The sequence below is a fragment of the Micromonospora salmantinae genome, assembly GCF_022230905.1.
Classification (GTDB): domain Bacteria; phylum Actinomycetota; class Actinomycetes; order Mycobacteriales; family Micromonosporaceae; genus Micromonospora; species Micromonospora salmantinae.
Map to the genome: position 1 here is coordinate 1 of NZ_JAKKFG010000013.1, position 12421 is coordinate 12421.

The window sequence follows — 12421 nt, forward strand, 5'->3', positions numbered from 1 at the left end:
GGCGCGGCGCGGCGCGGCGCGGCGCGGCAGGGCACGGCGGGGAGACTTCGCGGCACGGCGGTTCGGCGGCGCGGCGGTTCGGCGGCGCGGCGGCTCGGCGAGCACGGCGCGGCTCAGCGAGCACGGCGCGGCTCAGCGGACGCGCAAGCGGGCACGACAAGCGGGCAGCTCACGATGATCGACGAAATTAATTGCACTCATTGATCAGGACGACTCCAAAGTGTCGTACACCAGTTCTATTCTGCTCTCATGTTGGAGGCGTTGGCGCAGGTGGATGGGGCAGTTGACGACTGCGCCGAGACCGCGCTCTGGGCGCTCTCCGATGACGAGCTGCTTGCTTCTCTCGACGCGACTCAGGTGTTGGCGCAGCGGTTGGCCGCCGTTCAACTCGGTCTGGTCCGTGAGTTGGACGGTCGCGGGCTGGCGGTCACCCAGGGCGCCTCGTCCACTGCGGTCTGGCTTCGGGAGCGGCTGCGGCTCTCGGGTCGCAGCGCCCGCCAGCTGGTCCAGCTCGCCGCCACCATCGACGCCGCCCCGCCAGCGGTGCGCGACGCGCTGCTCAGCGGTGCCATCACCGTCGAGCAGGGTCGGGTGGTGGCCGAGACGATCGCCGCTCTCCCGGTCGAAGCCGGTCCCGAAGTGGCGGACAAGGCCACCCAACTACTGGTCACCTGGGCCGACCGTTTCGATCCGACAAGCCTGAGCCGGCTCGGCGAGCGCGTCCTCGCGCACGTCGCCCCGGAGTTGGCCGACCAGGCTGAGTTGAAGGCTCTGGAGCGGGCCACCGAGCGAGCCGAGGCCCGCCGGCACGTCACGCTCTCCGAGCAACGAAACGGCCAGGTACGCCTCAGCGGCAACCTCGACACCGAAACCGCGAGCCTGCTGCGCGAGGCCATCGATCCGCTCTGCACCCCAACCGGTGAGCAGGATGACCGCAGTCCTGGTCAGCGCCGCGCCGACGCGTTGGGCGAGATCTGCCGACTGGCGCTACGCACCGGCCAGCTGCCCGACAACGGCGGCGACCGTCCTCAGCTGGTGGTGACCGTTTCGCTGGAGGAACTGGTCAACGGCGTACGCGCCGGAACACTGGAGACCGGCACGCGCCTCACCCCCGGGGCGGTCCGCCGCCTGGCCTGCGATGCGGGCGTGCTGCCGGTCGTGCTGGACGGCAACAGTCAGGTCCTGGACGTCGGCCGGCAGCGCCGGCTCTTCACCGGCCCGTTGCGGCGCGCGCTGGTCCTGCGGGACGGCGGTTGCGCCTTTCCTGGTTGTGATCGGCCGCCGAGATGGTGCGACGGTCACCACATCCGACACTGGGCCGACGGTGGGGTGACGGCGCTGGGCAATGCGGTGCTGCTCTGCGGCTACCACCACCGGTTCATCCACCGCGGCGACTGGACGGTCCGTCTCGCGGCGGACGGTCGACCTGAATTCCTCCCGCCCAGCTGGCTCGACCCACTGCGCACCCCTCGTCGCAACCTCTACCGCCTGCGCTGCTGATGCCGCCAACCACGCCCACGCCGCCCGCGCCTGCGTCTGGCGACCGCCGCCGCGGTCGCCACCGTCACCGCGCCTTGCCGCCGCGACCGCAGTCGCCACCGCGACCGCCACGGCCTCACCACCGCCACGGCCTCGCCACCGCGCCTTGCCAGCCACCGCCACCGCAGTCGCCACCGCCACCGCCACCGCCTCACCACCTCAGCCTCACCACCGTGCCTTGCTACCGCGGCTTGCCACCGCCACCGCCACCGCGACCGCCTCACCACCGCAGCCTCACCACCGTGCCTTGCTACCGCGGCTTGCCACCGGCCACCGCGACAACCCTGCTGTCCCTGCCGTCCAAGCTGTGTCTCCCGGTGATCAACTCGGCTTCCTGAGAACCGGGGCGTTGCACCGGCCCAGACACCGCGACTCCCTGAAAGCCGAGTCGGTCACCGGCGTCGCGGCGGTCGCGGCATGAGAAAGCACGGCGCGGGGCAGGGCGTGGTCGCCCAGCGACACCCGACCGGGCGACACGCCGTCTCGGACGGGTGGTCGCGTCGGTAATTCGCTGGATGCGCCGGTTTGAGGAGCGTAGGGTTGCAGCCCGCTTGACGGCCGAGGTGAGCTGCACCGGAACGGACGTCTTCGCGCCGGGCGGCCGGCCATCCGCCCCCGGACACGCGAGCGCGCAGCAGATGTGAACGATGGGACGTCAGCATGCCCGCACTTGACCTCGACACCCAGCTCGACCCCGACACCGACACCGACCTCGACACCGACCTCGACGCGGACCTGGCCGCCGAACGCGCACACCTCACCACCTCGCGGGCGGCGCTGGGTCGGATGCGGGAGCGGGCCGAGTCTCTCTTCGCCACCGGTGACCAGGTGGCCGGCGACGCGTACGCGGCCGAGACGCTCGGCCGCACCCTGGCCCGCCGGGTCGCCGAGCTGGCCGACGACCCGACCACTCCGCTCTTCTTCGGCCGCCTCGACTTCGCCGCCGCCCCAAACAACAGCAGCGCCACGGACAGCACCGCCAGGGACAGCACCGCCAGGGACAGCACCGCCACGGACAGCAGCGCCACGGACAACGGGACCGTCGAGCGCAGGACCTCCAACAACGGGACCACCGACAGCAGCACCACCAACAGCGGGGCCACGAACAGCGGCAGCCCCAACCGCGGGCCCACGGACGACAGCAGCACGAGCGACAGGCCCACAGCCAACAGGCCCGCCAACGACACGACCGCGCCCGACGCCAGCGGCGATCATCACGGTCGGCGGTATCACGTGGGGCGGCGGCATGTCACCGATGAGCGTGGTGAGCCGTTGGTGCTGGACTGGCGGGCACCGGTCTCCCGCTCGTTCTACCGGGCGAGTGTGCGGGATCCGCAGGGGGTGGCGGTTCGGCGGCGGTTCGGTTTCAGCAATGGTGTGCTGACCAGCTTCGAGGATGAGCGGTTGGACCGGGGCGAAGAGCTCGGTACGACCAGTCGGATCCTCACCGCCGAGATCGAGCGCCCACGCGTCGGGCCGATGCGGGACATCGTCGCCACGATCCAGCCGGAGCAGGACGAGCTGGTCCGGGCTGACCTCGCCGACTCGATCTGTGTGCAGGGCGCGCCGGGTACGGGAAAGACGGCGGTGGGTCTGCACCGGGCCGCGTACCTGCTCTACCTGCATCGGGAGCGGTTGCGGCGGGCGGGTGTGCTGATCGTCGGGCCGAACCGGGCGTTCCTGTCGTACATCGCGGCAGTGCTGCCGGCGCTCGGCGAGGTCGAGGTCGAGCAGGCCACGGTAGAGGAGTTGATCTCCCGGGTGGCGGTTCGGGCGGTCGAGGCGCCGGCGGTGGCCGCGCTCAAACACGACGTACGGATGGCGAGCGTGCTGCGGCGCGCGGTGCAGGGGCAGATCGGCACCCCGACCGAGTCGATCACGGTGTCGGACGGCTCGTTCCGTTGGCGGATCGGGGTGGAGCCGTTGCACCGGATCGTCGAGGAGACCCGCCGGGAGGGGCTGCCGTACGGCACGGGTCGGGAACGTGTCCAGGCGCGGGTGGTGAGTCTGCTGCAACGGCAGGCCGAGGCGCGGCGTGCGGAGTCGCCCAGCGATGCCTGGCTGCGCCGGATGAGCCGCTGCCGGCCCGTGCTCGATTTCCTGGACGCGGTCTGGCCGGCGCTCACCCCGGAAGGGCTGGTGCACGGCTTGTTCTCCGATCCGGCCCGGCTCGCCGCGGCGGCGGACGGGCTGCTCAGCGACGCCGAGCAGGCGCAGTTGAGCTGGGTGAAGCCGGCCCGAACGCCGAAGGCGACCCGTTGGACCGCCGCCGACGCGGTGCTGATCGACGAGGCGACCGGGTTGCTGGAACGGCTCTCCGGATTCGGGCATGTGGTGGTGGACGAGGCGCAGGATCTCTCCCCGATGCAGTGTCGGGCCATCGCTCGGCGCAGCGAGCACGGCTCGGTCACGCTCCTCGGTGACCTCGCCCAGGGCACCGCGCCGTGGGCGGCGACGGACTGGAGGGAATCCCTCGCCCACCTGGGCAAGCCGGACGCGGTGGTGGTCCCGTTGACAGTCGGTTTCCGGGTACCCGCGGCAGTCGTCGCATTCGCGAACCTGCTGCTTCCGGCGCTCGCGGTGGACGTACCGCCGGCCGAGTCGCTGCGCCACGACGGCGGCCTGGACGTGCGTACGGTGACCGACCTGACCTCGGCGACGGTGGCCGAGGTGCGCGCGGCGCTCGCGCACGACGGCTCGGTCGGTGTGATCGCCGCGGACGACGCGGTCGACGGCCTTCGCGCGGCGCTGGCCGAGGCCGGTGTCGAGACCGCGACCGCCGACGACGTGGCGGCCGCGGAGCGGGTCACCGTGGTGCCGGCGACGCTGGTCAAGGGCCTTGAGTACGACCATGTGGTGGTGGTTGAGCCGGCCGCGATCGTCGCGGCCGAGCCGCGGGGGCTGCACCGGTTGTACGTGGTGCTCACCCGGGCGGTGTCCCGGCTGGCGGTGCTGCACGTCGCGCCGCTGCCTGCCCCGCTCGTCGGCGGGTCAGCCGGCTGACAGGGCTGCCGCGACCTCCCGCAGCGGGCGGCTGGAGTCGGCCAGCGGCACGTGGAACGACAGCCACGACCCGTCGGCGAAGTCGATCCGCAGCCGCTTCCAGTTCAACCGGTACCTGCCGACCCGGGCGGCGACGGTCGTTCGCGGGACGGACCCGAGCAGTTCGACGTCGGCCTGCGCCTGCTCGTCCGCCGCGGAGCCGGAGAGCAGCCCGACTGGTGCGGTCGCACCGAGCAGCAGCCGCTGGTCGGTGACCCCCAGCACGAGGGTTCGGAGGCCGGAGCCCTTCGTCGCCACCGTCAGGGCATGGTGCAGCACGGATGCCTGGGAATCTGGCTCACCTCGACCTCCGACACCGAAGAAGAGCCAGTCGACGGCGTTGTCCGCCCGACCGAAGGTGATGTTCGGTGACAGCACGTTGAGCAGGACACCCAGGACGCCCGGGCCACCGGTGGCGGGCGGGGCCGACGGCTGCGAGGGCGGCGCCGGCGTCAGCCCGCCGCCCGCTCGCACCTGGGCCACCGCGCGCACCTGTTCGCCGGCCCCCAGCAGTCGAGTGATCCCCTCGACGTACCGTGCCTGACTTTCGTCGGCCGTCATCAGCGCCCCTCGTGGCCGGCGGACCGACGCGGACCGGCTCCTGGATCGCCGATGACCTCGCCGACCAACTCCCGGACCTGGGCCGCGGCGGCCTCCTGCGCCCGGTTGGCGGCTGCGGTGAACTCCTCGGCCAGGCTGTAGGAGTCCAGTCGCATCGCCCGCGCGTTCAGCTCGGTAGAAACGATCTTGCCGTCGGCCGCGGCGGTGACCCGTACCAGGCCGGAGTCGCTCACGCCCTCGGCGCTGGTCTGCTCCAACTCCGCCATCCGGTCAGCGAGTTGCCGCTGCCATCCGTCCAGGTTGCGAGCCAGCGCCTCGATTCGGTCCAGGGCGGGGAAGGTCATGGCTGCCTCTCAGTTCAGGATGGAGTCGAAGACATTCTGCACACCCGCTGTGTACGGGCCCAGGTCCTCGCTGTACGTGCCGTCGACCAGGTAGTTGCGGTCCTTCTGCCCGTCGGAGATGTCGTGCAGGCCCACGCCGGTGTCCAGCAGAGCGCCGCCGAAACCGGGGATGTTGACCGGCGAGACCTGGTTGATGACGAACTTGCCCGGAAAGAGGGTCTTGAACTTCTCGACCTGGAAGGCACGCCCCTCGGGCGTCCAGCCGCCCTTGCTGAGCAGCTTGTACTGCTTCTTCCGCTGCTTGAGCTCCATGACGGTGTCCGCGTACTTGCGAAGCTGGCCGGCGACCTTGCCCAGCCGGGCGGCGAGGCGGGTGAGCACCTCGGCGAACCGGGCGACGATCTTGACCATCCGACCCACTGTGGTGGCCAGCCGGGCCAGCACCCGGACCACGGTGGCGGCCAACGAGACGCCGGCGCTCAGCGCCGCGGCCACCGCCGCGATGATCACCTCGGTGAGGAACCAGAGCAGGAACTCGAGGATCAGCTCGACCAGCAGATTGAACGCGTCCACCGCCGCGTTCGCCGCCTCGACCAGCACGTCCTTGGTGCCGTCGAGCCCTTGGGCCAGCTCCTCGATCGCCGCCTCCACCGACTCCATCGAAGCATGGAAGCCCTCTGCGGCGTCGCCGGTCCACGCGCCGCGCAACCGGGCCCGGTCGGCGATCTGGTCACCGGCGATCTCCCGTACCGCCGCGCCGGTGTCCAGGCAGAGCTGCGCCGCCCGCATCAGGTCGTCCGGTTCGCCGGCGACCAGCTCCAGCAGTTGCTCGAACGGCCAGAGCACCGCGTTGGAGAGCGGCTTGAAGGGTTCGGGCGTGCCCGAGACGATCTGCTCGAAGTAGGTCTTGTTGCGCTGCAACGCCTCGGTGCTCACGCCGGCACCGAACCGTTCGGAGCGCCGATGCCACCCGACCAGGGGCCGGGCGCGATGACGTCGGGAGCGGGCGGGCGGCCGGGCACGAACAGGTCGGTGTTGGCCGCGTCGGTGCCGGTGTAGGCGGCGGCGGTGTCGGTGAGCCCCTCGGCGATGTCCGCCATCATCTCGGCGCCGTCGGCGAGCCCTTGCAGGCACGCCTCGAACTGCTCGGCGTACGTCGCCGCGAGGTTGAAGGACGCCGGCATCACTCCGAAGGCGTGCCGTGGCACGTGCCCGTCACCGAAGGCGCGGTGCAGCTCGCGGAAACGGGCCGCCCGATCCTTGGCCCCGGCGGCGAACGCCGTCAGAGCCTCCGGCTGGACCTCCAGCTCATTGCTCGGGCTTGACACGAACCCTCCCCTGTGGCCTGTGCGACGGATCAGTCGTCACGACTGACCACCATAGGCACTGCTCGCCGTTATCGGGGGTCCCGTCGGTGATGGCGGGGTCACCCACCTCGACTTTGTGTCTTAAAGTAGTTTGCGTGGACCCCGACGATGACTCACCACCCACTGACGCCGCGGCGGCGCTCCGGCTGATCCAGGACCAGCGGTCGGCGACGGCACGCCGGCTCGACCCCGACGCCCGCCTGCTCTACTGGCCGTGGAGTGTCGCCTGGCTGGTCGGTTTCGGGCTGTTCTTCCTGCGATTCCCCCCGGGTGACCGGGCGCTGGTCCACCTGCCGAGCTGGCTGCCGCTGACCGTCCTCTTCGTACTGCTCGCGGCCGCCGGAGCGACCCAGGCGGTGGTCAGCGTGCGGGCCTACGACCAGGTGAGCGGCGACTCCGCCCGTCGGGGGCAGTGGTACGGGTACGCCTGGGCCCTCGGTTCGGTGAGCGTCTACGCGGGGCTGGGCCGGATCTCCGAGCACCTGCCGCACGACCTGGCGGCGCTGCTCTGGTCGGCGACCGCCGTCGGGCTGACCGGTGCGCTGCACATGGCCGGCGGGGCGGTCTGGCTGGACCAGGACCTGTTCCGCCTCGGCGTCTGGATCAGTGTGATCAACCTGATCGGTGCGATCGCCGGGCCGGGCTGGCACGCGCTCGTCGTGGCGGTGGCCGGCGGCGGCGGAATGCTGGTGGCCGGCGCGCTCGCCCGGCGGCGACAGCGACAGCGGCAGCAGCCGTGACCGAGCTGGATCCGGTCATCCACGCGCAGGCCCGGCTGCGGGTGGTCGCCAGCCTCTCCGCACTCAACGTCGGCGACAAGATCGCTTTCCCCCGCCTACAGGAGCTGCTCGCGATGACCGCCGGCAACCTCTCGGTGCACCTGCGCAAACTCGAGGACGCCGGCTACGTGGAAATCAGCAAGACCCATCGTGGGCGCACCCCGGCGACCCTGGTCGGGCTCAGCCGGCGAGGTCGGCTGGCGTTCGAGGAGTACACCGAAGCGATCCGCGCCCTGCTCGACCCCGCCCCGTCGAAGGAGCAGCCATGACCCTCGCCCGCGCCGAACAGGCCAGCCGCCGGTACGGCGACGTCCTCGCCCTCGATCGTGTCGACCTGGAGGTCCGGGCCGGTGAGCTGGTCGGCCTGCTCGGGCCGAACGGCGCCGGCAAGAGCACCCTGATGAACCTGCTGGTGGGCTTGCGCCGCCCCAGCTCCGGGCGGGTCGAGCTGTTCGGTCGCGACCCTCGCGACCCGGCGAGCCGTCGGCAGATCGGGGTCACCCCGCAGGAGACCGGCCTGCCCGGCACGCTGCGCGTCGGCGAGGTGGTCGACTTCGTCTCCGCGCACTACCCCGACCCGGTGCCCCGGGCTGAGCTGCTCGACCGTTTCGGTCTCGCCGACCTGGCCCGGCGGCAGACCGGTGGGCTCTCCGGCGGGCAACGCCGCCGGTTGGCGGTGGCGTTGGCGTTCGTCGGCCGGCCCCGGCTGGTGCTGCTCGACGAACCCACCACGGGCCTGGACGTGGCCGCCCGGCACACCCTGTGGGCGGCGATCCGGGCATTTCACGACGACGGCGGCACCGTGCTGTTGAGCAGCCACTACCTGGAGGAGGTGGAGGCGCTCGCCCACCGGGTGGTGGTCATCGGGCAGGGCCGGGTGCTCGCCGACGACACAGTGGACGCGGTGCGCGGCATCGTGGGCGTCCGCCGGGTCAGCCTGATCGCCGACAGCCTGCCCGACCTGCCCGGGGTGGTGCGCACCGAACGGGTCGACGGTCGGCTGCACCTGCTCACCACCGACGCCGACGAGCTGGTCCGCGCGCTGGTCACCACCCAGACCCCGTTCACCGACCTGGAGGTACGGCCGACCTCGCTGGAGGAGGCGTTCCTCGCCATCACCAGCGGAGAAGCGACCAGCGGAGACGTGCCCGCCGGCACCGACCGACCCACCACCGCCGCTGCCGGCGGCCGACCCACCACAGTCTGAGGAGGCGACAGTGCAGCTCGCCCTGGTCCACGCCCGCTACCAACTCCTGGAGATCATCCGGATCCCGGTGGCAGTGTTCGGCAGCGCGTTCTTTCCGGCCGCCGCCATGATCTTCTTCGTGGTGCCGTTCGCCGGTGACGACGCGGTCGGTGCCACCTACGCCACCGCGTCGATGATCACCTTCTCGGTGATGAGCGCCAACATCTTCCAGTACGGCGTCGGTGTCGCCGAGGACCGCGACCAGCCCTGGAACCCGTACACCCGGACCCTGCCGGCCGGGCCCGCGCCGCGGTTCGCCGGCCGGGTGCTGGCCGGTCTGGCGCTGACCTACCTCTCGCTGATCCCGGTCGTGGTGATCGGCGCGACGCTGACCGCGGCCCAGGTCACCCCGGCAGCGTTCCTGCTGGCTCTCGGCACCGTGGCGGTCATCTCGGTGCCGTTCACGCTGATGGGGCTCGCCATCGGCTACTCGCTGCCGAGCAAGGCGGCGATCGTGGTGGCGCAGGTGCTCTTCCTGCCGCTCGCGTTCGGCGGCGGCCTGCTCTCCGCGCCGGGCGACGCGCCCGGTTTCATCGAGACGATCGCGCCGTACCTGCCCACCCGGGGCGCTGCCGAACTGATGTGGGCGTCGGTGGCCGACTACGACGTGGAGCCGCTGGCACTGATCATGCTCGGTGTCTGGGTGGTGCTGCTCGCCGCACTCGCCGGCTGGGCCTACCGGCGGGACGAGGGTCGCCGGTTCAGCTGACGATTCGTCCGTTTCCGCCCCGGGCCGCGGCGGGACGGTGCCAGGATTCCGGCAGGGGGCCGCCGTGGCCGCCGGGCCGAGAGGGGTCTTGACGTGAGCACCGTCCCGCCGGGTACGCCCTGCTGGGCCGACCTGGCCACCCCGGACCTGACCGACGCGCGGCGCTTCTACCCGGAGCTGTTCGGGTGGACCGGCCAGGTCACCCCGGAGCCCGAGGCGGGCGGTTACACGGTCTTCCTGCTCGACGGTAAGCCGGTGGCCGGCGCCGGCCCGCCCGCGATACCGGACCAGATTCCGATCTGGTCGACGTACCTCGCCACCGACGACGCAGAACTGGTCGCCGGCCGGGTCGAGCGGGCCGGCGGGCAGGTCGTCGTACCCCCGTTCGAGGTCTTCGACCGGGGCTGGATGGCAGTCTTCGCCGATCCGGCCGGCGCCACGTTCAGCGTCTGGCAGCCACTGGCCATGGCCGGTGCCGAGGTGTTCAACGTGCCGGGCGCGATGAGCTGGAACGAGCTGGTCACCCCCGACCCCGAGGGCGCGAAGGTCTTCTACGAGCTGGTGTTCGGCTGGCAGCCCGACGACCAGGCGGTGGGCGCGATGACGTACACCGGGTGGCGGCTCGGGACCCAGATCGTCGCCGGGATGATGCCGCCGCTGGCCGACGACTTCCCGGCCGACCTGCCCGCGTACTGGACGGTGTACTTCGCGGTGGCCGACGCGGACGCCGCCGCGGCCCGCGCCGCCGAGCTGGGCGGAACGATCCTGGTCCCGCCCCGCGACATCCCGGCGGGCCGCTTCGCCGCCCTCCGCGACCCCCAGGGCGCCCTCTTCTCCGTCATCGACCTGGGCCCCTGACCCAGCGCCTGCGTGCTCACGGGCGGGTGGGACGCACGGGGACCACCAGGGGGCCGTGGGCGCCGGGGACCACCCGGACGCTGGCCCGGTAGTGGGTGGCGAGCAGCTCCTCGGTCAGCACCTCGGGCGGAGTCCCGGCGGCCACCACCTGACCGGCGGCGAGCATCACCATCCGGTCGGCGTACTCACCGGCCAGCGAGAGGTCGTGCATCGTGGCCAGCACGGTCAGGCCGTGCTCGCGGCGAAGCTGGTCGACGACTTCGAGCACGTCCTGCTGGTGGCCGATGTCGAGCGCGCTGGTCGGCTCGTCGAGCAGCAGCAGCGTCGCGCCCTGGGCGAGCGCGCGGGCGAGGAACACCCGCTGCCGTTCGCCGCCGGAGAGGGTGGCCAGCTCGCGACGGTGGAAGCCGGCGAGGTCCAACCGCCCCAGCACCTCGTGCACGGCGTCGACGTCGGCTGTCGACTCCCGGCCCAGGGTCGGAATGTACGGGGTGCGGCCGAGCAGCACGTAGTCCAGCACCGACATGCCGGGCGGCACCACCGGGGACTGTGCCACAGTGGCCACTATCCGGGCGCGGTCCCGACGGCGCAGCGCGGCACTCGGCGTACCGAAGAGAGTGATCGCCTTCGGCGCGGGCAGCAGGCCGCCGACGGCCCGCAACAGGGTGGATTTGCCGGCGCCGTTCGGGCCGATCACTGTGACCCACTCGCCGACGGCGACGGTGAGGTCGACGCCGGTCAGGATCGGCGTGCCACCGAGGGCGACGTGCAGCCCACGCACCTCGACGGCCGGCGTGCCGGCGGCGGGTTCGCGGCTCACGTGAGCACTCGCCGGGCGGTCCGCAGCACGAGGACGAAGAACGGGCCGCCCAGCAGGGCGGTCACCACTCCGATCGGCAGCTCGGACGGAGCGGCGACGGTGCGGGCCACCACGTCGGTCAGCGCCAGGAACGCGCCGCCGAACAGCAGTGACATCGGCAGGATCACCCGGTAGCTGGACCCGGCGAGCAGCCGGACGGTGTGCGGCACGATGATGCCGACGAAGCCGATCAGACCGGTCGCGGAGACCGCCGCGGCGGTGCCCAGCGAGGCCGCGGCGATCAACAGGTATCGGGTGCGCTGCGGGTGCAGGCCCAGACTTCTCGCCTCGTCGTCGCCGACCGCGAGGACGTCCAGCTCGCGGCGGTGCAGCAGCACCACGACTGTGGTCAGCGCGGCGTACGGCAGCACCAGCAGCACGTCGTGCCATCCGGCGGTGGCCAGCCGACCGAGCAACCAGGAGTAGACCGGCTGGATGCTGTCGGCGTGTCGTTGCAGGAGGTACGTCTGCCCGGCGGAGAGGAACGCGGAAACCGCCACCCCGGCCAGGATCAGCATGGCCGGTGACCCGCGTCGCCCACCGGCCGCGCCGAGCACGTAGGTCATGGTGACGGCGAGCAGCGAACCGGCGAACGCGGCCAGCGGAATGGTCATCGGCAACCCGGAGAGCGTGCCCTGCCGGCCGGCGCCGCCGAGAGCGATCGCCGCGGTGACCGCGAGGCCGGCGCCGGCGGCCACACCGAGCAGGTACGGGTCGGCCAGCGGGTTGCGGAACACGCCCTGGTAGCAACCACCGGCGAGGGCGAGCAGACCGCCGACGAGCAGGCCCAGCACCACCCGGGGCAGGCGCAGCTCGGTGACGATCGCGATCTCACGCTCGGTCAGCCCGCTGTCGAGGTGCACCCCGGGAAACAGGTTGAGCAGCTCGGCGGCGACGCTGCCCGGGGGCAGGCTCACCGGGCCGAGGGACACCCCGACGACGAGCGCGACGAGCACCGCGACCAACCCGGCGACCAGCCACCGCATGCGCAGCCCGGCGGGCCTGGCCCCGGACGGCAGCCCAGCCCGCCGGGCCCCGGAGGACGGCAGCCCGGCGGGCCGGGCCGCGGAACGTGGCTCGGCCCGCGGGGACGACGGCGGCGGCTCGGCCGGCCGAC

14 protein-coding genes are annotated in these 12421 nt (G+C 72.2%); 8 read left to right on the top strand and 6 right to left on the bottom strand.

The window, feature by feature from the left end; genetic code table 11:
• The 3 genes from PSH03_RS12330 to PSH03_RS12340 all read left to right on the top strand — a co-directional run.
• Positions 1 to 204, top strand: a 204-nt coding sequence (locus tag PSH03_RS12330) for a hypothetical protein (RefSeq protein WP_238689188.1), incomplete at its 5' end; no start/stop codon positions are given.
• 45 nt (positions 205 to 249) lie between these two features.
• Positions 250 to 1500 (top strand): HNH endonuclease signature motif containing protein, encoded by a 1251-nt coding sequence (locus PSH03_RS12335; RefSeq protein WP_238689189.1) that lies wholly within the window; start codon positions 250 to 252, stop codon positions 1498 to 1500.
• A gap of 699 nt (positions 1501 to 2199) precedes the next feature.
• Positions 2200 to 4542 carry an AAA family ATPase gene (locus tag PSH03_RS12340; RefSeq protein WP_238689190.1) on the top strand — a complete coding sequence of 781 codons (2343 nt, stop codon included), beginning with the start codon at positions 2200 to 2202 and terminating at the stop codon, positions 4540 to 4542.
• Here PSH03_RS12340 and PSH03_RS12345 read toward each other — a convergent pair.
• From PSH03_RS12345 to PSH03_RS12360, 4 genes are read right to left on the bottom strand one after another with little or no spacing between them, the layout of a single operon-like run.
• Positions 4531 to 5142 (bottom strand): hypothetical protein, encoded by a 612-nt coding sequence (locus PSH03_RS12345; protein WP_238689191.1) that lies wholly within the window; start codon positions 5140 to 5142, stop codon positions 4531 to 4533. The two genes, PSH03_RS12340 and PSH03_RS12345, sit on opposite strands and share 12 nt — an antisense overlap.
• Complete coding sequence (locus PSH03_RS12350) at positions 5142 to 5486, bottom strand: YbaB/EbfC family nucleoid-associated protein (protein ID WP_238689192.1); 345 nt, start codon at positions 5484 to 5486, stop codon at positions 5142 to 5144. Before PSH03_RS12350 ends, PSH03_RS12345 begins: the two co-directional genes overlap by 1 nt.
• A gap of 9 nt (positions 5487 to 5495) precedes the next feature.
• Complete coding sequence (locus PSH03_RS12355) at positions 5496 to 6422, bottom strand: WXG100 family type VII secretion target (protein WP_238689193.1); 927 nt, start codon at positions 6420 to 6422, stop codon at positions 5496 to 5498.
• Positions 6419 to 6814, bottom strand: coding sequence for a type VII secretion target (locus tag PSH03_RS12360; protein WP_210785470.1), 396 nt, complete (start codon positions 6812 to 6814; stop codon positions 6419 to 6421). The genes PSH03_RS12355 and PSH03_RS12360 overlap by 4 nt, the downstream gene beginning before the upstream one ends.
• A 134-nt stretch (positions 6815 to 6948) precedes the next feature.
• On the opposite strand from PSH03_RS12360, the gene PSH03_RS12365 reads away from it, so the two are divergent.
• From PSH03_RS12365 to PSH03_RS12385, 5 genes are all read left to right on the top strand, one after another.
• Complete coding sequence (locus PSH03_RS12365) at positions 6949 to 7593, top strand: transporter (protein ID WP_210785469.1); 645 nt, start codon at positions 6949 to 6951, stop codon at positions 7591 to 7593.
• The gene (locus PSH03_RS12370) at positions 7590 to 7901 is read left to right on the top strand and encodes a transcriptional regulator (protein WP_091395655.1); all 312 of its coding nucleotides are present in this window, start codon (positions 7590 to 7592) and stop codon (positions 7899 to 7901) included. Before PSH03_RS12365 ends, PSH03_RS12370 begins: the two co-directional genes overlap by 4 nt.
• Positions 7898 to 8839: an ABC transporter ATP-binding protein gene (locus PSH03_RS12375; RefSeq protein WP_238689194.1), complete on the top strand. Its 942-nt coding sequence runs from the start codon at positions 7898 to 7900 to the stop codon at positions 8837 to 8839. Before PSH03_RS12370 ends, PSH03_RS12375 begins: the two co-directional genes overlap by 4 nt.
• Positions 8840 to 8849: 10 nt before the next feature.
• Positions 8850 to 9587, top strand: coding sequence for an ABC transporter permease (locus tag PSH03_RS12380; RefSeq protein ID WP_210785272.1), 738 nt, complete (start codon positions 8850 to 8852; stop codon positions 9585 to 9587).
• Between the two features lie 93 nt (positions 9588 to 9680).
• Positions 9681 to 10445: a VOC family protein gene (locus PSH03_RS12385; RefSeq protein WP_091395664.1), complete on the top strand. Its 765-nt coding sequence runs from the start codon at positions 9681 to 9683 to the stop codon at positions 10443 to 10445.
• A 16-nt stretch (positions 10446 to 10461) separates the two neighbouring features.
• Here the strand turns inward: PSH03_RS12385 and PSH03_RS12390 are convergent, their stop codons facing one another.
• Together PSH03_RS12390 and PSH03_RS12395 are read right to left on the bottom strand one after the other, a co-directional pair.
• Positions 10462 to 11265, bottom strand: coding sequence for an ABC transporter ATP-binding protein (locus PSH03_RS12390; RefSeq protein ID WP_210785271.1), 804 nt, complete (start codon positions 11263 to 11265; stop codon positions 10462 to 10464).
• Complete coding sequence (locus PSH03_RS12395; protein ID WP_238687154.1) at positions 11262 to 12290, bottom strand: FecCD family ABC transporter permease; 1029 nt, start codon at positions 12288 to 12290, stop codon at positions 11262 to 11264. Before PSH03_RS12395 ends, PSH03_RS12390 begins: the two co-directional genes overlap by 4 nt.
• Positions 12291 to 12421 lie beyond the last annotated feature (131 nt).